This is a genomic window from Salinivirga sp., assembly GCF_055145285.1.
The window spans coordinates 59,547-80,389 of record NZ_JBSRDC010000062.1 but is presented as its reverse complement, the minus strand read 5'-3'; the positions used below and the strand labels follow the sequence as shown (position 1 = coordinate 80,389).

At 38.5% G+C, this 20,843-nt stretch carries 15 protein-coding genes; 7 read left to right on the top strand and 8 right to left on the bottom strand.

Annotated elements, in window-relative coordinates:
• Positions 1 to 10 precede the first annotated feature (10 nt).
• Genes ACTB0Y_RS12855 through ACTB0Y_RS12845 form a run of 3 tightly spaced genes read right to left on the bottom strand, consistent with a single transcriptional unit; the run spans position 11 to position 2,458 of the window.
• Positions 11 to 1,048, bottom strand: a complete 1,038-nt coding sequence (locus tag ACTB0Y_RS12855; protein WP_463207229.1) for a calcium/sodium antiporter — start codon at positions 1,046 to 1,048, stop codon at positions 11 to 13.
• Positions 1,045 to 1,572, bottom strand: coding sequence for a DUF6155 family protein (locus tag ACTB0Y_RS12850; RefSeq protein ID WP_463207228.1), 528 nt, complete (start codon positions 1,570 to 1,572; stop codon positions 1,045 to 1,047). Before ACTB0Y_RS12850 ends, ACTB0Y_RS12855 begins: the two co-directional genes overlap by 4 nt.
• 1 nt (position 1,573) lies before the next feature.
• Positions 1,574 to 2,458: a PfkB family carbohydrate kinase gene (locus tag ACTB0Y_RS12845; protein ID WP_463207227.1), complete on the bottom strand. Its 885-nt coding sequence runs from the start codon at positions 2,456 to 2,458 to the stop codon at positions 1,574 to 1,576.
• A gap of 165 nt (positions 2,459 to 2,623) precedes the next feature.
• On the opposite strand from ACTB0Y_RS12845, the gene ACTB0Y_RS12840 reads away from it, so the two are divergent.
• From ACTB0Y_RS12840 to ACTB0Y_RS12830, 3 genes are all read left to right on the top strand, one after another.
• On the top strand, positions 2,624 to 3,100 hold the full coding sequence (locus ACTB0Y_RS12840; RefSeq protein ID WP_463207226.1) for a hypothetical protein: 477 nt from the start codon (positions 2,624 to 2,626) through the stop codon (positions 3,098 to 3,100).
• Between the two features lie 88 nt (positions 3,101 to 3,188).
• On the top strand, positions 3,189 to 3,740 hold the full coding sequence (locus tag ACTB0Y_RS12835; protein WP_463207225.1) for a SiaB family protein kinase: 552 nt from the start codon (positions 3,189 to 3,191) through the stop codon (positions 3,738 to 3,740).
• A 13-nt stretch (positions 3,741 to 3,753) separates the two neighbouring features.
• Positions 3,754 to 4,134: a DUF1987 domain-containing protein gene (locus ACTB0Y_RS12830; RefSeq protein ID WP_463207224.1), complete on the top strand. Its 381-nt coding sequence runs from the start codon at positions 3,754 to 3,756 to the stop codon at positions 4,132 to 4,134.
• Positions 4,135 to 4,195: 61 nt separating this feature from the next.
• On the opposite strand, the gene ACTB0Y_RS12825 is transcribed toward ACTB0Y_RS12830, so the two are convergent.
• From ACTB0Y_RS12825 to ACTB0Y_RS12815, 3 genes are read right to left on the bottom strand one after another with little or no spacing between them, the layout of a single operon-like run.
• The gene (locus tag ACTB0Y_RS12825) at positions 4,196 to 7,270 is read right to left on the bottom strand and encodes an ATP-binding cassette domain-containing protein (protein WP_463207223.1); all 3,075 of its coding nucleotides are present in this window, start codon (positions 7,268 to 7,270) and stop codon (positions 4,196 to 4,198) included.
• Between the two features lie 12 nt (positions 7,271 to 7,282).
• On the bottom strand, positions 7,283 to 7,690 hold the full coding sequence (locus ACTB0Y_RS12820) for a hypothetical protein (protein WP_463207222.1): 408 nt from the start codon (positions 7,688 to 7,690) through the stop codon (positions 7,283 to 7,285).
• Positions 7,691 to 7,721: 31 nt separating this feature from the next.
• Positions 7,722 to 8,633 carry a hypothetical protein gene (locus tag ACTB0Y_RS12815; RefSeq protein WP_463207221.1) on the bottom strand — a complete coding sequence of 304 codons (912 nt, stop codon included), beginning with the start codon at positions 8,631 to 8,633 and terminating at the stop codon, positions 7,722 to 7,724.
• Between the two features lie 131 nt (positions 8,634 to 8,764).
• On the opposite strand from ACTB0Y_RS12815, the gene ACTB0Y_RS12810 reads away from it, so the two are divergent.
• Complete coding sequence (locus tag ACTB0Y_RS12810) at positions 8,765 to 10,921, top strand: S9 family peptidase (RefSeq protein ID WP_463207220.1); 2,157 nt, start codon at positions 8,765 to 8,767, stop codon at positions 10,919 to 10,921.
• 291 nt (positions 10,922 to 11,212) lie between these two features.
• On the opposite strand, the gene ACTB0Y_RS12805 is transcribed toward ACTB0Y_RS12810, so the two are convergent.
• Positions 11,213 to 12,202 carry an aspartate-semialdehyde dehydrogenase gene (locus tag ACTB0Y_RS12805; protein WP_463207219.1) on the bottom strand — a complete coding sequence of 330 codons (990 nt, stop codon included), beginning with the start codon at positions 12,200 to 12,202 and terminating at the stop codon, positions 11,213 to 11,215.
• Positions 12,203 to 12,348: 146 nt separating this feature from the next.
• On the opposite strand from ACTB0Y_RS12805, the gene ACTB0Y_RS12800 reads away from it, so the two are divergent.
• Positions 12,349 to 16,761 carry a lamin tail domain-containing protein gene (locus ACTB0Y_RS12800; protein WP_463207218.1) on the top strand — a complete coding sequence of 1,471 codons (4,413 nt, stop codon included), beginning with the start codon at positions 12,349 to 12,351 and terminating at the stop codon, positions 16,759 to 16,761.
• A gap of 100 nt (positions 16,762 to 16,861) precedes the next feature.
• On the opposite strand, the gene ACTB0Y_RS12795 is transcribed toward ACTB0Y_RS12800, so the two are convergent.
• Positions 16,862 to 18,895, bottom strand: coding sequence for a M13 family metallopeptidase (locus ACTB0Y_RS12795; RefSeq protein ID WP_463207217.1), 2,034 nt, complete (start codon positions 18,893 to 18,895; stop codon positions 16,862 to 16,864).
• Positions 18,896 to 19,179: 284 nt separating this feature from the next.
• On the opposite strand from ACTB0Y_RS12795, the gene alr reads away from it, so the two are divergent.
• Entirely contained in the window at positions 19,180 to 20,379 is a 1,200-nt protein-coding gene (gene alr / locus ACTB0Y_RS12790; RefSeq protein WP_463207216.1) for an alanine racemase, read from the top strand.
• A gap of 100 nt (positions 20,380 to 20,479) precedes the next feature.
• A complete protein-coding gene (locus tag ACTB0Y_RS12785; protein ID WP_463207215.1) occupies positions 20,480 to 20,674 on the top strand; it encodes a hypothetical protein in 195 nt (64 codons plus the stop codon).
• Positions 20,675 to 20,843: the final 169 nt, after the last annotated feature.

The window sequence follows — 20,843 nt, the reverse complement described above, 5'->3', positions numbered from 1 at the left end:
ATTTTGGTTATCAACCTTTTTGAGAATAATACTTGAACAACTCCCAGGCAATATAGGCCATATAGATAAAAATGAGGCTGTAACCGGCTTTTTTTCCGAGCCGCCAACGGTTTGCTATAAAAATACCCAGCATGAGCACAATGCTGCCCAATAAAATCAGCGCTGAGGTAAACAAGGTTTCGTTGCCCACATGAATGGGTTTGTTGTATAGAATCAGGAAAATAATCCAGGGCAATCCAAGCCCCACGAGCACATCAAATACATTGGAGCCAATGGCATTGCTGATGCCCATATCGCCTTTTCCTTTTTTTGCCACCAATACAGATGAAATTAAATCGGGGATCGATGTTCCGACAGCCAGCACAGTAAGTGCAATTATGGCTTCGGGGATATCCAGGAAATGAGCTACGTCGATGGCACTTTCTACCAGTACCCAGCTAAAAAAAGCAATCCAGGCAATGCTGATAAAGAACCGTGCAATATAGTGTTTGAACGGAAACATAACCATGAAAATGTATCGGATTGGCCCGGGCTTTTTCAGTGCTGGCTCATCAACTACAACCATTTCTTCGGCCGGTTGGTATTTCACCCATCGTTTCCATTTAATGACAACAAATACGTAGAATACATAGAGAATCAAAAGTGCCACGGCTTCCCACCAGAGAATAGCACCATCCCAAAAAGTTGCAACTAACAAAAGAACGCTGAAAAGGTAAAAGCCCAGATCGCGAATTACGGGCTTCCAGTTAATCACAGCAGTTCGCACAACAGCGACAGCACCGCTTATGGCCAACAGATTAAACAACGCTGAGCCTAAAATGGTACCAACCCCGATTTCTTCGTGCCCGCCCGGCACAAATACGGCAAAAAGTGCAATAAACAATTCCGGGGCCGATGAGCCTACAGCCATAAGTGTGGCGCCTGCTACATCGGAAGGCATTTTAAGTTTGTTCGATAATTCATCGAGCGATGGAATAAAATACCGGTCGCAAATAATGCCCAAAGCATAAAAAGATGCAAGTAAAATAAGGATGTGTAGCACTATCATTGCTTTCTTTTTAAATACGTGTTAATATATAACATTTCAAATTCAGCTGAATTGGCCCAATTAGCTTCGGTTACGGTCTTGACAATTTCTGATGAACGTTTCTTGAAATCAGAAAGTATGCCATTTTCTTTCATGTACGTCAGAGCCTTTTCATACTGTTGATAAAAACTACGGAAAAAGCTCATGTCGTGCTTTTTATACTGCGCAGTATAAAGCGCTGCTACCTCTATGGCATAAAGTCGCACATCTGCAATAACGTCGGGTGTGAGCCCAAGGAACTGCAAATCGCGCACTGCTTTTTGGCCAATGCTCCTGCGGGCTTTTATACGTTTGCCCCGTGTTGGAAAATACTCTTTACTGATGCGCACTTTCCATTCCTCAGTAATTTTATTTACATCTGGATTCAATAAAAAGTCATAATACTTTTTTACTTCCTTCGAGGTCTGATATAACTCCACTATCTGATCTTCCATATCTTCCCTGGTAAGCTGATGTAAATATTTCTTTAATTGTTGTTTCGCCATATTATGATGCTTTCCAGAAATCTTCACTTATATAATTTTCATTGCTTTTGCACACCGCCCCGGCAAACGAAATTCCGCGTTCAACTGCTAATAAAAAATCATTAAAGTTTTCCATTGCCTTTGCTCCATAAGAAACAAACCCGGCCGTAAAACCATCGCCGGCACCAACAGAACTTTTCACTTCAACAGCAGGGACTGGTATCTGCATATGCTCTCCTTCGAATACTACCTCAACAGGTTCCACTCCGTGTGTTAAAATATATTTATTTACTCTATGTTTTTTCATGTATTTTTGCCAATCTGCTTTATCCTCGCTCCCCGTGATATGAAAAAGGTCTTCTGCCGATAACTTAACCAAATCAGCCAACTCAAGCATTTTGGCAATGCGCTTGTAAAGTTCTGGGTGTTTGTCAAGATGTTTACTTCTTATATTTGGGTCATAAAGAACACAAATTTTATTTTTCCGGGCTTTAGTAATCATTTCTATAATATGAGGATAATTTTTATTATCAATAGCATAAAATGAGCCTGTTACCAAATAATCTACATTTTTCAAATCTAAATTAAAGGAATGCCCGTTTAGTTTATCATCTCTGTAAAAATTATATTCCGGAATCATTTGTTCGTTCAAAAAAGCCAGGGCCAAATTACTTTTAGCCCCCGGAACTGAATAATAACTACCCGTTTTGACGCCATTTGCCTGTAAAAACTTTTTCGATTTATGTCCAATAAAATCATCGGCATAATAACCGGCAAAAGCCACACTTTCACCTGCTCGTCCTAAGGAAACAGCAACATTATACATACTCCCTCCATGTACCGATACTACGGGTATACTTTCTTTAAACAAGATATCATAAACTGATTCGCCAAGTGTATATATCATAATTTATGCAGATGAAAGGTGACAAAATTCAAAAATACAAAGCGTTTAGAAAAAAACAGGATTTTAATCAATATTTTTGCGAGTATATTTTGTTATTAAGAATATGTTTCAAATTTAACTTAATCCGTCATTGATTTTATATATTTGATGAATAAATATAAAAACGTGAAATACTTAATATACATATTAGCTTTGCTACTTTTCATAGGTTGTGAAGAAGAAAAGGATTGCCTTGAATACAGCGAAAACGGTGGATTAATTATTCGTGAAGCAAGTATGGGAAAATGCTACAGCGTGCTTGACACATCAAAAATATTTATAAACGACACTGTTGCTTACAAGCAATTGGCACAATTGGCGATTGATTCCATTCAACAAAGTCTGGGTTGTGCACCAAGCCCATCGAGACCAGAGCTCGACTTTGACTCATTAACACTTCTGGGAGCAAAAACTGTAGCAGAAGGTTGCATTGTTAGTTACAACAGAAACGTCACATACAACAACCATGACAATAGTATTGCTTACACCCTTGATGTTCACCAATGTGGAGAGTGCAATGAAAAACGAATTAGCATGAATTGGGTTGTTATAGACAAGATTGACACAATAAGCAATCTCAAAGTTGCAATTAAATATTACTAATCGCATTAATGTTTCATTAACAATAAAAGTCAACCCTGATAAACAAAAATTTATATATTTGTTATTATCAATAAGAAGCAATCGGCAAATGGCCTTCAACCTAGACAATTGGATAACTAAAAGGACAAAGGAGCAGGTTATATTCACATTTAAAGGTGAGTTATCAGAGGCCATGCTGACTGATTTGCTGCAGATTATTGAACATAAGATTGAAAACATTGAAGCGAGTAAAAGAATTAAGAAAAAAGCGTATAATGTAGCAATTGAATCACTACAAAACCTGTTTCATCATTCTTGTGAAGTATTTTTAAATGGCACACAAAAGAAAGATTTACGGTACTCAATAATGATAATTTCTTATAATAAAGAAGCCATAACCATTACAACAGGTAATTTTGTAGATGAAAACAAATTAAAATTTCTAAAAAAACATATAGATAAAATTAATAGTTTATCAAGAGATGAGCTCAAACTACTCTACAAAGACATACTTGACAATCAGCAATTTAGCACTAAGGGTGGAGGTGGCTTAGGATTGGTAGACATTGCCCGTAAAGCAGAAAATAAGATTAATTATAATTTTTATTCTGATAAAAATTCATTATCTTTTTTCGATTTTAGTATTGAAATTAAACAATAAATGTAAAGACAATATGGATCCAATAAAAATTGAAGGTACTCCAAAAACACCAACGGTCAATTTTGACGCTGAAAAAGGTAATATTGAAATCAAAGGCCGTTCAATACCTGAAAACTCAATAGAGTTTTACAAACCATTGGTAGACTGGTTAGAGGAATACATGAACAATCCGAAAGAATTAACAGAGGTGGATATTCAGTTGGAGTATTTCAATACCAGTTCTTCAAAATGCATACTTGATGTCTTCAAAAAACTTGAAGCCATTTATAAAGGAGGAAATGAAGTAGTGATTAACTGGCACTACGAAGAAGATGACGAAGACATGCTTGAAGCAGGTGAAGATTACCAGTCTATCATTAAGATTCCATTCAAAATGATGGAAATAGAAGAATAAACTTCTGTTCCGAAAAATATACTTGCCTCTGGAATAAATTTTCAGGGGCAACTTTTATTGCTCAGGATGTAAGTCGTTGCATCATTTTCTCAATCCATGAAAATATCCTCACGAGCCAGCGCTTATAGAGTATGATAAAGAACAGAGCATTCATAACCCACAATATAATTAGGTTTACCCAAAAGGTGGGATAAAAATTGCCAAGAAACTTTTTATACGGCGAATAAAAATGGGCACGAATAAATTCAGGTTCCGGATCTTTATAAATGGGATCCATTTTTTGGTATAACTGTCCATTGTATTCAATTATCCGGTCAAAAGAATTGCTGTTTCGCACCAATTCGCTGAGTTGATCATTGGCATGAACCATTTTAATCCGTATAAATGATTCATTATCCATAAGTCTTGCCCGTTTTTGTTCGAGCAATTCATCTTTCTGATGTGAAGCACTATTATATAAATTCATGTAATATTTGCGCATTTCCTCGAGTAATCGACGCACATTCTGAATAACCTGCTTATTTATAGCAGCCGGCGTTAGGTGGTCTGTTTGAGCAAAGCTGAAAACATCACTTTCATGCATTTGCTTTTTTAATTCGTTCCTGATAAGTCGTAAATTATATGCGAATTTCTCAGATTCGGTTTGATTATTTTCTAATTGCCGGTCAACAGTATTCAGTTTATTTTCCAATTCTTTCAGCCAATAATCTTTGTGATAAATCGCCTCACTCATCACTTTATTATAGGGATAAAAATCCTTTTCAAAAGCATTATTTTTAAACTGATGAACTGCCAGTCCTTCATAAGCCCACCTCGCTGCAATAATTTCGCCGTACCACGGGATTGATGTGGGAGATGAAACACTGGGATTTAATTGATCGTATCTCACAATTATTCCGCTTAAAATTAGCTGAGGAATCACTAAAAACGGTATAAGAATATAAATTGTAACAACTGTTTTAAATAAATCAGAGATAATTAGCCCCATCATATTGGCCACACTCCAGGCCGAAAAAAGCATTAACCAATAATGAAAGTACATGCCCGGAATTTCCATTACAGAATTACCAACCAAGACAAAAAGCAGGGCTTGTAATGCACTTATGAAAAGTAAAATTGCAACTTTAGACGACAGATAACTCAACCAGCTTAAATTAAGAAAGCGCTCTCTTCGTAAAATCTTCCGGTCCTTGATAATCTCTTCTGCACTCACTGTTAGACCTATAAAGATGGCAACAATTACAGACATGAAAATATAAACAGGTAAATTATTGTTTTCAAATAGGGTATAACCAAGTTTATTGGTGGCATCTACATTATAAAACTTAACAATAAATGAGAGGATAAAGGCCAGCAAAGGTGCTTCAAGCAAATTAATTAATAAATATTGCCTGTTAGAAAATTTAGACAAAACATCACGCATTACAAACACCCTGAATTGCTTTAATAAACCGGGTGCTTTAAACTCTATTTTAGGAAGGCTCCGTTTTTCTTTTTCCTGGAATGAATAAGGGTTTTTATCTGATCTTAAGAATTTCCTGGCCCATTCTATCGGGCCAATTTTTCTGGTCTTGGTTAAATTACCATACTCATCGAGTACATTAGCTTCTACAATATTAAAAAGCTGCTCACTATTCACATTACCGCAACAATGGCATTCACTTTCGTTCCAATCTGCCTGATGAATTCGTGATTTAAAATACATAATAGAATCAACCGGGTTGCCATAGTAAATCATGTATCCACCATAATCGAGTAATAATAATTTGTCAAACATTTTAAATATGTCTGAGCTTGGCTGGTGAATTACAACAAATATTAATTTACCTTTGAGGGTCAATTCTTTAAGCAGGTCCATTATATTCTCAGAGTCTCTTGAGGAAAGGCCACTTGTGGGCTCGTCAAGAAACAGCACAGATGGTTCTCTGATTAATTCTAAAGCGATATTCAATCTTTTACGTTGTCCACCACTTATTTTTTTGTTAAGTGGACTACCTACGGTCATATCTTTTATTTCATACAACCCTAAATTTTGAAGAACAGTTACAACCTTCTTGAGTATTACCGGTTTAGAAAGATTATCAAAACACAATAACGCATTATAGTAAAGATTCTGAAATACAGTGAGTTCCTCAATCAACAAATCATCCTGTGAAACATAGCCTATGAGTCCCTGTATTTTGTCTTCCTCTTCGTGAATGTTATATCCATTAATGAGAACCTCGCCCTCATTGGGTTTATAAATGCCATTCAAAACATTTAGAAGCGTACTTTTCCCGGCACCAGAAGCACCCATAATACCAATCAGGTTACCTGATTCTTCTGTAAAAGATATATTATGTAAACCAATATTGCCGGAAGGAAACCAGTAAGAGACTTTCTTTACATCATATTTTATAAGTTCATCGCGTGTAAGATCGCTGAAGGCACTTATAATGTCACTGTAATAAATTGGTTTGATGCGTGAATTGCGCATTGATGACCCAAAAGTAAGGACATATACTTTATCCTGTTGAACCAACTGACCATTGAGGTAAAGTTCATCATCGCCCACATAGCGCATTACATACATATTGGCTTCAGCAATGGAGAAAACCCTGACCTGTCCGCGCATCCCCGGTGTTTGAATATGATTAACCAACATCTCCGGATCGTCTTTCTGATCATCGATAACCAATAACTGGGAACTATTGGGCAAGCGATCAAAATCGTAAAGTACAAATGCTTTTATCTTAACAAACTCCTTGTCAGGAATATAAAAGGTAGATGCTACCGTTTCGACAAACTCTAGCTCCTGGTCTGATATTTCATTGTCGGTTTTTATAAACTCCAGCAAACGGAAAAGCACTACACGTTTTTGCTGATGAGTAAGCTCATTATTAATTTCAGTACATATTTTGAGTACTTTTACAGAGCTGAGGGCAATGCTTTTCTTGCGTTTATGCTTAACGCTTAGTTTCTTCTGGTAGATTGAATAGTAATAATCATAAACCTGCAGATACTCGTTGGCAAGTTCCTGATTAAGCATTTGATTGAGGAATGAATTCACAACAAGCCTTCTGTCGCTACCATCTGCCAATGGTTTGGCAATAATGGCAAATAGCTGCATTAAAGCTTTTAGAATTCTTTCGCTCATTTACTGGAAATATTAATGCTCAAACCCAATGAAAAGAAATACAATGCCAGAATTCAGAACATTAGTATCGAGTCTGGCTTCGATAATACAGTCGGTTGTTGATGAAAAATAAAAATCCCAATACGGGGCATTATCATAGTCTTTATTGGTAAAAAGCAAGTTGCGTTCTTTATCGTAAACGTTAAAAACAATGGTTTGATTATCTCTTGCCCCACAGGCTGCCAGGCGGTATCGGCTATCTTCGTAGAATGTAGCGTGAAACTCTGCTACCTCTTCACCTGCAAGTAGAGCACGGTATTGTTGCCCATCTGAAATATATTTATCCTGAAAATAATTCTGACACTTGTCTATAATTGCTGTGGGCTGTGCAAAACTATTCATCAGAAAGAAAAAAAGTGGTATTATCAATAAATATTTCATTTTCAAATACTTTTTATCATTTATAAACCGCCTAGCTCTTAACAATATAAGCACGTATCTGACCAACTTGTTTCTTGATTTCAAGCAGCGTTTGTTTGTCCATAGTTATGTTAGTCTGGGTTTGTACTTTTGTTAAATTATTTTCCGGATCGGTATCTGATTTTATATATGTATAATCAATTTGAACCTTTTCGTAAACGCTGGCAAGGTCTAAAAGCTTATCTATCAGTATTTCGTAATCTCCTCCCCTGTTTTTATAAGGTGCGAGTATTTCGAGCAGGTTATCGAGTGGGTTTTTGTTCTCGCCAACGCGTTGCATGAGCTGCTGATTTTCTCTTGTTGCCAAATGGGTCATTAGGTACATGCTCTCTATCCAGCCACCGGCAATAACTGCACAAGCCAAATACTCCTGCTCATTCTCTTTTAAATAACCATCAGCATTGCGGTATGTATTTCCTAATATCTGCAAAATGGAATCCTGATTTCCAATATTATTTTCTATACGTTGAATTGTGCCTTTATCAAAAGCGCCCATGAGCTGGAGTTTCTCAGCCAACCCCTTAATTACACTAAAATAATTCATTGCATCGGGCGATTGTTCGTATAGTGTAATATAAGCCATATCAGCACCATAAACACCTAGATTAACTGCGCGAAAAAAAGTTGAATTATAATGGGTTGTTTGTAAGTTGTTTAAAACCCCACTGTTATAAGGCAACTCCTGTTCACTAATAAAAATAGCTGCCTGGTAGGGTGAAGGCACGCTAAAAAGGGTATTATTAAGCTTGACAATACGAGACTGAGAGGTATCTGATGACTCTGTCAAAACTTTTTGTTTTATTGTATCGTCCTGAGATTTTTGCCCCTGATTGCATGATGAAATAATGATGGCAAATGGTAATACCATTAATAAAACAATGGGCCACCGCTTTATGTATACCATAATTTTAATTTTACACGTGTATTTAGTGCAATTAAGCAAAAAAAAAGTAATTCTACAAGGTAATTTTCCCTGATATAGCGTTATAAACATATTTTTAACATGAAAATGTTATTTTTACGAAAAAAAGCGATATGAAAAATTTGATAATTATTCTCACAGTTTTTTTAGTAATAAGTGTTAATCCAACCCATGGACAGGATAAAAAATTCACCATGGAAGAGGCTGTTATTGGTCAATGGAGAGATTTATATCCAAAATCCATTTATGGCAACTGGCAACCGCAAACACATTTTTTGACTTACAAAAAACAAAACAAAATTATTCGACACGATGCAGAGACCAACCAGGAAAGCACTTTGCTTACTTTAGAGGAACTAAATAAAGTACTTAATAATGCTAACATGGATACATTAAAACGAATACCAAATCCAAACTGGTTAAATAAAGAAAATATACTTTTAAGAAATAACAATCAATACATTGTTTTTAACATTAACGACAACAGAGTAGAAAATACATTCAGCTTTAAACAGGAAGATAACAATTTTGATTATCCGGCTAATTTTTCAAAACAAATGATAGCTGTTACAAACGGCAATAATCTTTTTATTGTAACACCTGATGAAAGAGTAACCGTTGCACAATCGAGAAGTAAAGAAATTGTGTGCGGACAGGCTGCAAGCAGGAGGGAATTCGGAATATCTAAAGGAACTTTTTGGTCGCCTGATGCAAATTACCTCGCATATTATATTAAAGACAATTCAAATGTATCCGAATACCCCGTTGTGAATATTTCAACACGAACAGCTGAAGCTCAAATGACTCCATACCCGATGGCTGGCACTCCCAGCGAACATGTAAGCCTGGGTGTTTTCGATGTTGAAAAAAAACAAACCGTATACATTGAAGATGAAAATGCTGATTCGGAACAATACCTCACAAATATTTCTTGGGGCCCCAAAGAAGAGTACATCTACATACAAGTACTTAACCGGGAACAAAATCACATGAAGCTCAATAAATATGACCTAAAAACCGGGGCACTCGTAGCAACATTATTTGAAGAAAAACATGAAAAATATGTAGAACCATATCACAAGTTGCACTTCATTCCAGGCGATGATGACAGTTTCATATATCAAACCAGAAAAGATGGATATAATCATTTATACTGGTATAAAACCGATGGTAAACAAAAAAAACAAATTACGAGTGGTTCCTGGGAAGTTACAGATTTCTTAGGGTTCGATGAAAAAGGCAAGCATGTGTTTTACGTATCTACAGAAAAAAGTCCGTTACAAAGGCATGCCTATAAAATAAACCTGCGAAACCCGAAAAAGAAGACAAGAATCACCAATAATGAAGGATACCATAGCGTTTCAATAACTTCCGATGCCCAATACCTTTACGACCGTTACTCATCTTTAGATATGCCGGGTATAACACAAATTATTAATACAAATACACTAAAAAAACACGTTTTACTCAAAGCTAAAAATCCACTGAAGCTATACAAGCTTGGAGAAACAAAAATTGGGACCATAAAAGCCGGTGATGATAAAACAGACCTTTATTACCGCTTAATAAAGCCCGTAGATTTTGATTCAACAAAAAATTATCCAGCAATAGTATATGTATACGGAGGTCCGCATGCCCAGCTAATCACCAACAGATGGATGGGTGGAGCCAGGATGTGGCAACAATACATGGCACAAAATGGCTATGTAATGCTGACTATAGACAACCGCGGCTCAGCCAATCGCGGACTTGCATTTGAAAATGCAACACACCGGCAACTGGGAAAACTGGAAATGGAAGATCAATTGAAAGGTATTGAGTTTCTTAAAAATCTGGGGTATGTTGACACCGCAAAAATAGGTGTGCACGGTTGGAGTTATGGTGGATTTATGACAACTTCTTTAATGACTAATTATCCGGATATATTTAAGGTAGGTGTGGCCGGTGGACCGGTAATTGATTGGAAATATTATGAAATAATGTATGGCGAACGATACATGGACACCCCCGATGAAAACCCTGAAGGATACAAATCGAGCAGTTTACTTAAAATGGCACCGGAACTAAAAGGTAAATTACTCATTATTCACGGAGGAATGGACGCCACAGTAGTTCAGCAACATAGTCTGGCTTTTGTGAGAGCGTGTATAAAAAACAATATTCCGGTCGATTATTTTATCTATCCTAAGGCTGAACACAATGTAAGAGGGAAAGACCGGATTCATCTTATGCAAAAGGTAACAGATTATTTTAACGATTACCTGAAATAAGGTACGTCCGACTTAAGAAAAGACGGATATATTGGTGAGTTTTTCGTTATCAAATTATACAGTGGTTTTGTTGATTTGTTGATGCGCTTAATTGTTTACATAAATGATAAGTATATACCTAACATCAAAAAATCAACAAGCAACCACAATTAGGCAATAATAAATCACTGACTATAAAACACCTGCATATTAACTTACACTGAAACAAAAAAAGGAAGACTATCTGAGAGCACTCGTTCAGAAAAGTGTGCCCTATTAAAAACCTTCGCTTTCCGGATAGTCTTTTTATTATTAAATCCAGCCCTTCTCTTTTAAATACATGGCAATTTGCACTGCATTTGTTGCAGCTCCTTTTCTTAAATTATCGGCCACAACCCATAGGTTTAAGGTATTTGGTAAAGACTCATCTCTTCGCAAGCGGCCCACAAAGACATCATTTTTGTTTTGGGTGTTGATCGGCATCGGGTAGATATTATTAAAAGGATCGTCTTCCACAACAATTCCTTTTTCATTATTAAGTAAAGTTCGCACCTCATCCAGATCAAAATCGTTATAGAAAGTAGCATTTACAGATTCACCGTGCCCCCCGGTTACCGGTATCCGTACAGCTGTTGCAGTAATCCCTATTGTCTGATCCGAGAGAATTTTTCGTGTTTCATTCACTAACTTTATCTCTTCTTTCGTGTATCCATTTTCCAGAAACTCATCACAATGCGGCAAACAATTCTGGTCAATCCGATGGGGATACACCTTTACACCATCAACGCCATTTCGTTCATTATTCATTTGGTCTACAGCATCTTTACCCGTGCCTGTAATGGATTGGTAGGTTGATATTACCAATCGTTTAATTCTATATTTTTCATGAAGAGGAGCCAAAGCCATTACCATTTGAATGGTACTACAGTTAGGATTTGCGATAATCATATCGCCTGAGTTGAGCACATGAGCGTTTACTTCGGGCACAACTAACTTAATATTCTCTTGCATACGCCATGCACTGCTATTGTCAACCACCCTACATCCAACCGCTTCAAATCGCGGTGCCCACTCTTTGGAAACACTACCCCCTGCAGAGAATAAAGCCAAATCAGGCCTGAGGTCAACAGCCTGCCCGGGTTCAATAACAGTATAACTTTGGCCACGAAAATGTACTATTTGCCCTGCTGAACGTGCCGAGGCTACAGGGATAAGTTGATCGACGGTAAAATCAAACTCATCAAGTACTTCTAACATCTTTTGACCAACAAGCCCGGTTACTCCTACTATTGCAAGTTTCATAATTTTTTATCTTTATAAGAATGAAGTTTATACTAATAATAGATACATGATTGATTGTTCACAATAGCAATTATTTGTATTTTTCAATTCTGTAATTAAATGCAATTGCCCTAATTTTTCAGTCTCAAACACAAAACTAATAAAAGATGCGGATAATATCTCTTTACCTACTCATTGGATTCCTATTTTGCACCAATATAAGTCATGCTCAGCTTTCAGAATCGTTTTCAGACATGAACTTCACCGCTAATCCCCTATGGACAGGCAATACAGATAAATTTTCTGTAGTAGACCCACCCAATACCGGCGATGGAAGCATTGATGAAACATGGAATGATGATGGCCATTTGCTCCGCTCCAAACCAGATAGCGGTGATGCTGCATTGGTTACTGCATCTACGAGGGCTTATGGGGAATGGCTTTTTTCGGTAGCTGATGGTCGCGGATGGGCTGTTTCCGGCTCAAATGACTTTTATGTAGTTTTAATGAGTGATACCAATAACCCGGAATTACTCAAAGATGGCAGCCGGGATTTCAATGGGTATTTTCTCCGCTTCGACGGTAACGAAGGAGATAGTTTTACATTACATAAACAAACAGGTACAACCAGCACACTCCTGCTCAACACAAACTACCCTGGTGGCGACGATGGCACGACCTCGACAACCTACAGCCTGAAAATAAGCCGCCAAACCAACGGTGAATGGAACATATTTATACAAGATAGTTTATACCTGGACCCGCAAATTTTACTGGGTACAGTAACAGATAATGAAATTACCACTTCCTCTTATTTTGGGCTGGTTACCAATATTCAAAATCCGGGGGCTGTGCGAGTAGCGTACATTGACCAAATTATTACAAGAGATATTATTTTAGATGAGCAACCTCCATACATTACCGGACATGCCGTAACAAGTCCCAAAACAATCGACCTCCAGCTGGATGAATTTACAGATTCTGCATCGGCACACAATACAGCTAATTATAATTTGCAAGGAATAGGAGCACCAAACCTGGCTGCATATGTTTTCAATCAACCAGATCGATTACGATTAACATTGACAAATGAACTTGCTGCCAATCAAAGTTTATCACTGTCAATTAACGGTGTAGAGGACTTAGAAGGCAATGCAATGGATACTACCATTCAATTTACAACACCTGCCATACTCAACCAAAACATCACAGAATCATTCACCGATTTTGATTTAACAAGCAATCCACAATGGCAGGGAGACGTTTCCGACTTTGAAATATTGGATCCTCCCACGGAAGGTGATGGAAGTTTTAGCTCAGAATATGTTACAGACAGAGCATTACTGCGGTCACGGCAAAATATGGAAGATAAAGCCATCACATTTGAAGCTTTACGTTCATTCGGGCAATGGTCCTTCACAATAGCTGACGGTGCCAACTGGAGCATTTCAAGCACCAATGATTTTTATATTTTACTCAATGCGTCAACAAACAATCCACAATTGCTTAAGCCCGGCAGCATGGACTTTTACGGTTATTTTTTAAGGTTCGATGGCAGTGCAGATGACAGCTTTGTGCTTTACAAGCAAACGGGCACCCTATGCTCCCCCATCATCGAAACAAACTTTCCGCAAGGCAGCGACGGAGGAAGTCCACAACCCTATACTGTTAAAATCACACGCACAGAAACAGCAGGTTGGAAATTATACATTGATGAAGGCGTTTATGAACAAGCTTCTACCTTGAGAGGTACATCAGCAGACGAAGAAATTGTAACAGGAAATTATTTTGGACTTTGCACCAACATCAACACACCATCTGAGGAACGCGTCGTTTACATGGACAGCATTTACATTGGTGAAATTATTTACGACACCATCGCCCCCGAACTCGTGCAATCCAACGTACTGAATGCCAACACACTGTCGCTTACATTTTCAGAATCTGTAGATACCACACTTACTACAACAAACAGTTTCCAGGCAGCTAAAGCAGGTGTCCCACAATCAGTTAGTTTCGAAAATTCCGGCACTGTTGTAAACCTTGTATTCCCTACCGACTTTGTGAACCGTGAACAAGATACGCTTTACATTTCTGACATACAGGATACAGAGGGAAACATACTGGAAGACACAACAGATATTTTCACCTATTTTATTCCACTGCCCGGCGAAATAGTCATCAACGAAATACTATTCGATACCTACCCGCCAGTTGAGCTGCCGGAATATGATTTTTTGGAACTCTACAACCGGTCAGAATTTGCAATAAACCTCAAAAACTGGAAATTGCTAATTGGTGATGATGAAACCATTCTCCCTGAACACACAATGGCTCCGGGTAGTTACGTAATAATTACCAGCAGTGCAGCTGTTGACGCGTATGGTGTTTATGGAGCTGTGCTGGGCGAAATCACAACATCTGTTTTAACCAACAATGGAAAAACCGTCACACTAAAAGACTCCGATGATCAAACCATCCACACCATACATTACACCCCTAACTGGTATGGTGACCCCGAAAAAGAAGACGGCGGGTGGAGCATTGAACAAATTGATCCTGACACCTGGTGTGCTCAAGCCAATAACTGGCAAGCCTCAGAAAATTCAATAGGTGGTACACCGGGAGCCATTAACTCTGTTGATGCAGAGAATCTCGACCAGACTGCGCCTTATGTAAAATCTGTTTCTGCTATCGATAAAAATACCATAACCGTCTTATTTTCAGAGACAGTACCACAAACCCTGATTAATTCGGATAATATCAGTATAACACCTGACCCTGGCAATGTAATCTTTTCTTATAGCGAAGACAAACCCAAACTATGGCAAATTTCTACAACTGAAACAATGCCTGCACGCACCGGCATTGAAATACAGTTGAGCAACATAGAAGATTTTTGTGGCAACACACTTACAGACACCTCAATTACATGCTACCTTGTGCCCCCGGAGTTTCAACAAATTGTTTTCAACGAAATTCTCGCGGAACCTAACACCGAAAACGGAATAGCTTATGAATTTCTGGAGCTTTACAATCGCGATTCATTGGACGTATCTATCCAAAACTGGACATTGCATGCCGGCAGCCGAACGTGGACACTGCCTTCTGCCATAGTCCCCGCCAATGGATATCTACTCATTTTACCTGAATTCATGGCTGCACATCCTACAGCACCTGAAAATGCCATCTACTTATTCGACAATTCTGACCTCAGCGATGGCGGTACATTGCTTCAGCTTAGCGATTTAGAAGGGAACAATATCTCCTGGGTAGATTACGACGACAATTGGCACGATAATAATCTGGCCGACCTCGGAGGATATGCATTAGAAAGAATTGACCCGGAACATCTGTGCGGAGCAGCTGAAAACTGGCGTACCAGCACATCCGGCAATTATGGAACACCCGGCACTTTAAACGCAGTTTATGAGGCCAACCCGGATAATGAAATGCCACAGGCCCTGTTTTACATCTTACCGGGCGACACCACCATACACATTGAATTTGACAGTCCAATGTGGCCAGACACTGCCACTGATAATATTTCAAGTGATAACCTCAAAATTTCGAACCTTTTTATTCCGCACCCGAAGGGTAAAGAGCTTATAATGAAATTAAATGAGCCTTTATCAGATGATTTAGAATACAACATTACGCTCCGCAATTTCAAAGATTGCAACAATAACCCTCTGGAACCCACAACATTTACCTTTGAAAAACCCATTGCACCGGAAAAAAACGACGTTGTGATTAACGAGATACTGTTTAACCCGGTAACAGGATGCAATGATTTTGTAGAAATCTATAACATCAGTGATAATTATCTAACCATGGACCAATTGCTCATTGGAAACCTCGATGAATTTGACCAACCAGCTGATATTGCAAAGGCCATGGAGAAAAGATATATTTTGCCGCCACAGCAGTATTTCATTCTTACCAGCGACTATGAGTGTATGGAGGAAGTTTATAGTCCAGTTTACAAAAAACGCACATTCATCACCAGTTTACCCTCATTACCTAACGATGCCGGAAGCTTCCTTCTTATGCAAACAGATGGTACGGTGATAGATCAAATGATTTATAATGAATCAATGCATCATGCGCTGTTGGATGACCCGGATGGCGTATCGTTAGAGAGAATTTCACCCCTAACGGCCTCCAACAACCCGTCAAACTGGTATTCTGCGGCAGCAGATGCCGGCTTTGGAACGCCTACACGTGAAAATTCGCAATACAATGAACGAAAAATTGACAAGGATAACATTTCCCTGGAAAATGAAACATTAAGCCCGGATGGCGACGGCTTCCAGGATTACCTGAAAATCAATTACCGCTTTGCGAATCCAAATAATGTTTTAAACATTCGCATATTAAACCACAAAGGCATGCCAGTGCGCCACCTGCTCAATAACGAAACCATATCTTCTGAAGGGTTTCTTACATGGGATGGTACTGATGATGATGGTCAAAAATTGCCTGTTGGTGTGTACATAATTTACGCTGAATGGTTCGATGAAAATGGCAACCAGAGAAACTCAAAACAGACCTGCGTAATTGCCGGGGGGCTGAAATAAACAGAATAACATTTAAAACTATTCTGTGCTTTTTTGTTAACCATATAAAAAGGCACCTGACCACAGCCAGGTGCCTTCTGAGAGTGAACTCACCTAATTATTACCAAATATAAGCTCTTTGTTCCTCAGGGAGGAACATGTAGTCTCCTTGTTTGGCGCCAAAGGCTTTGTGGAACTCCGGCATGTTGCGAAGCGGTTCATTTACACGATTTCTACCGAGTGAATGAACATCCACTTTAGTGAGCCTTATCTTCTCCTTATCACGTATATTTTGTGCCCATACGTGTGCATAAGCAAGGAAAAATCTTTGCAAAGGCGTAAAACCGTCAATTTCTTTGCCATTTTTGTACTGCTCTGTGTTTTTCAAAGCAGTTAAGGCAACATTAAGTCCACCAAGATCGGCAATGTTCTCACCAAGAGAAAGTTCGCCATTAGCCATTATGGTATCGATAATTTTTACATTGTTATATTGCTCCACAAGCTTTTTCGATCTTTCATTAAATCGCTCAGCATCATCTTTGGTCCACCAATCGGTCATATTACCATCTTTATCAAACAGCCGACCTTTATCATCGAAACCGTGGGTCATTTCATGCCCTATAACCATTCCAATGGCACCATAATTCACGGCGTCGTCGCCATTTTGGTAGAAAAAGGGCGGTTGTAAAATACCAGCAGGGAAAACAATCTCATTGTAGGCCGGGTTGTAATAGGCATTTACCATTTGTGGAGGCATAAACCACTCCGATTTATCTACCGGCTTATTGATTTTACTCAGCATATCTTTGTAGTTCCACTGACGGGCTCGCATAATATTGGCCAAATAATTATCATTTTTTATTTCCAGCGTACTGTAATCCTTCCATTCATCGGGATAGCCAACCTTAACCTTTATGGTATTTAATTTTTCCAGGGCGAGCGTTTTGGTGCTATCGCCCATCCACGGAAGCACTTTAATGCGCTCTTCGAGGGCCAGCTTCAGATTACCCACAAGTTTTTCCATACGTTGCTTTGCTTCCGGCGGAAAATACTTATTGACATACACTTTACCTATAGCCTCACTCAACACACCGTTTGTAGCATTCAGTACACGCTTCCACCTTGGACGTATTTCTTCCTGCCCGCTCAAAATTTGTCCGTAAAATGCAAAGTTTTGATTAATAAAATCTTTGCTTAAAAAAGATGCATTTTTATCAATCATGTGCCATTTAAGGTACCACTTCCAGTCTTCTATATTTTGCTCAGCCAGCATTTTATCCAGTTCCTTAAAAAAGTCAGGCATACCAACATTAATTTCACCGGGCTCGGGCAAACCAACGCTAACGAAATAGGTTTTCCAGTCGAAATTATCCATTAAACTATCGACTTTTTTCAGGGGCATTTTATTATAGGTGCGTTTTACATCGCGTAATTCCTCTCTTGTCAATGAAGCTTTGGCCAAACGGGTTTCAATGTCCATAATGTTTTGAGCTGCCCGTTTTGCCTTCTCAGGATTTTCGCCGGCGAACTCCAGCATTTTTTGAACATGCTCTAAGTATTGGCTACGAATTTTTTCAGCATCCTCACCTTTATCAAAATAGTAGCTCCTGTCGGGTAATCCCAAACCACTTTGTGAGAGTTGCGGAATCTGGAAATCAGAATTCATTTTATCAGGCGAGCCATAAAAACCAAAAATAAAGCCCATTCCCTGGGTTTTAAATTCAGCCAGCAAGCTCTGTAAATCTTTCACGTTACGTATGGATTCAATCTTTTCAAGGTATGGTTTTATCGGTTCGGCACCGGCTTTTTCTATAGCTGTTGTATCCATACCCGTGGCAAACATGTCACCTATTTTACGTTCAACTGTTCCTGCAGCTGCATTGGCTTCAGTCATCTCTTTCACAATGGCTTTCAGCTTCTTTTCATTTTTGTCCGCCAATTCTGTAAAAGCACCGTGCCGGGATTTGTCTGCGGGAATTGGGTGCGATTTCATCCATCCGCCGTTAGCATATTGGTTAAAATCTTCAACTGGACTGGCAGTCAGGTCCATATCTTCTTTCTTGATGGGTTTTTCTTCGCCTTTGTTATTCATATTGCATGATAGTATTAAACTACTGATTAATAAAACAAGGGCAAAATTCATGATTTTTTTCATATTTAAAACCTTTTTAAATTATATTTCAATGTTGGGTTATTACAAACCAGACTGAGTAAGCAAAAAAACCACCAAAAAACATAAGTCTCTGAATGCTTTTGAATTGAAATATAAAGCTATACCAGAGTGTTTCAAAAACGGGCAAAAATGCGTTCGCTTTCGCACAGAGAGTGCACAACATTACCTCATTAGTACACTTACAGCAGACCTTTTTTGGAAAAGCACTGAGAAACTCTATATTTGTTGTAAAGTGAATCAGATATATATAAAAAAGTTGAAATATAGTGGAACGTAATTTGCGAAATTCAAGGAAACAAAAAACAGACAATATGCCGGCCAATCTGCGCACATGGATAGAAATCGATAAAAAAGCCTATCTGCATAATCTTGAGTTCCTGAAGAACATTTTTAAAGGCACCGATATTTCTTCGGTTGTAAAAGGAAACGCCTATGGACATGGTATTGAACAAATTGTTCCACTTGCCCAGGACGCCGGCATCAAATATTTTTCTGTTTTTTCATTAGAAGAAGCCTGCCGGGTAAATAGCGTAAAGAACAAAGACGTCCACCTAATGATTATGGGTTTCATTCCAAATGATTCATATGAATGGGTTATTGAACACGATATCAGCTTTTTTGTATATCAACCCGGGGACCTTAATAAAGCCATAGTTGCTGCAAAAAAAGTTAAGAAAAAGGCCAACATACACCTGGAATTGGAAACCGGCATGAACCGTACCGGCCTCGACGACGAAAACCTTAACAGGGCCCTGAAATTAATCAAAGACAACAGAGCCCATGTCAATATTAAAGGCGCGTGCACGCACTTTGCCGGTGCAGAAAGTATAGCCAACCATGTAAGAATTAAAAGGCAAATAATTAATTACAACAGACAGCTCAATCACATCAAAGAGCAGGGCTTTGAGCCGGAAAAACTGCACATGGCCTGTTCTGCTGCCGCTATTTCTTACCCCAGAACGCGAAAAGACTTAATACGCTCAGGTATTCTCCAATACGGCTTCTGGCCAAGCTTTGAAACCCGCATTGCATTTATGCAAAAATACAAACACACCATTGACCCACTCAGGCGTGTTTTAAGCTGGAAAAGCCGTGTAATGCACATTAAATCAGTCGAACCGGGAGAATTCATAAGCTATGGTACTGCATTTTTCGCCAGCGAAAAGAAAAAAATAGCCGTTGTGCCTGTTGGCTATGCCGATGGTTTTAATCGATCATTAAGCAACAATGGGCGTGTACTGATTCATGGAAAAATTGCCCCGGTTATTGGACTCGTAAATATGAATATGCTAATAGCTGATATTACACATATCAATCATGCAAAGGCCGGGGATGAAGTAGTACTCATTGGGCAACAGAAGAATAATATTATCAGAGTCTCTTCTTTTAGTGAATTTACGCAGCAGGTAAACTACGAATTGCTGACAAGGTTGCCCGAAAGTATGCCCCGGATTATCAAAAACTAACATTCAGATAACAAATAAGTAACGATTTCTGGCAACTTTTTTGCTGGTAATTCGTCTAATAATCATATGTCTAACCCATAAAAACAGATTCTATTAAATTATGAATGAATTATTACAAGATCAAACCAATCAAGACATTCTTGAATTATTAGAAAAAAACAATGAAATGACCCTTGGCGGAATCGTTAAAAATTTGGGGATTTCAGCAGAAAGAGGCCTTCAACACATGATTACGCTCAAACGAAAAGGCCTGGTTAAAGTTGAAGATCACGCTAAATATGCCCTCAATATTTAACAGCCAGAGGCTGTTTTGATGGCTGTTAACAATGCAGCCGCTAGCCTTTTTGGTTCGGTTTTTTTTCTAACAAGCCGACCAGGTTCTCTTTTACCCCCTGACGCCAAAAGCTGCGCTATTAACTTCCGGTCTGACAATTGCACCAATCTTACAGGAACCGAAGAGCCTG

Coding starts and splice junctions, on each gene's coding strand:
- ACTB0Y_RS12805 (WP_463207219.1), bottom strand. CDS start 12,202: ATGAAACTTGCAATAGTAGGAGTAACCGGGCTTGTTGGTCAAAAGATG.
- ACTB0Y_RS12810 (WP_463207220.1), top strand. CDS start 8,765: ATGAAAAATTTGATAATTATTCTCACAGTTTTTTTAGTAATAAGTGTT.
- ACTB0Y_RS12855 (WP_463207229.1), bottom strand. CDS start 1,048: ATGATAGTGCTACACATCCTTATTTTACTTGCATCTTTTTATGCTTTG.
- ACTB0Y_RS12825 (WP_463207223.1), bottom strand. CDS start 7,270: ATGAGCGAAAGAATTCTAAAAGCTTTAATGCAGCTATTTGCCATTATT.
- ACTB0Y_RS12845 (WP_463207227.1), bottom strand. CDS start 2,458: ATGATATATACACTTGGCGAATCAGTTTATGATATCTTGTTTAAAGAA.
- ACTB0Y_RS12785 (WP_463207215.1), top strand. CDS start 20,480: ATGAATGAATTATTACAAGATCAAACCAATCAAGACATTCTTGAATTA.
- ACTB0Y_RS12850 (WP_463207228.1), bottom strand. CDS start 1,572: ATGGCGAAACAACAATTAAAGAAATATTTACATCAGCTTACCAGGGAA.
- ACTB0Y_RS12800 (WP_463207218.1), top strand. CDS start 12,349: ATGCGGATAATATCTCTTTACCTACTCATTGGATTCCTATTTTGCACC.
- ACTB0Y_RS12795 (WP_463207217.1), bottom strand. CDS start 18,895: ATGAAAAAAATCATGAATTTTGCCCTTGTTTTATTAATCAGTAGTTTA.
- ACTB0Y_RS12835 (WP_463207225.1), top strand. CDS start 3,189: ATGGCCTTCAACCTAGACAATTGGATAACTAAAAGGACAAAGGAGCAG.
- ACTB0Y_RS12820 (WP_463207222.1), bottom strand. CDS start 7,690: ATGAAATATTTATTGATAATACCACTTTTTTTCTTTCTGATGAATAGT.
- ACTB0Y_RS12815 (WP_463207221.1), bottom strand. CDS start 8,633: ATGGTATACATAAAGCGGTGGCCCATTGTTTTATTAATGGTATTACCA.
- ACTB0Y_RS12830 (WP_463207224.1), top strand. CDS start 3,754: ATGGATCCAATAAAAATTGAAGGTACTCCAAAAACACCAACGGTCAAT.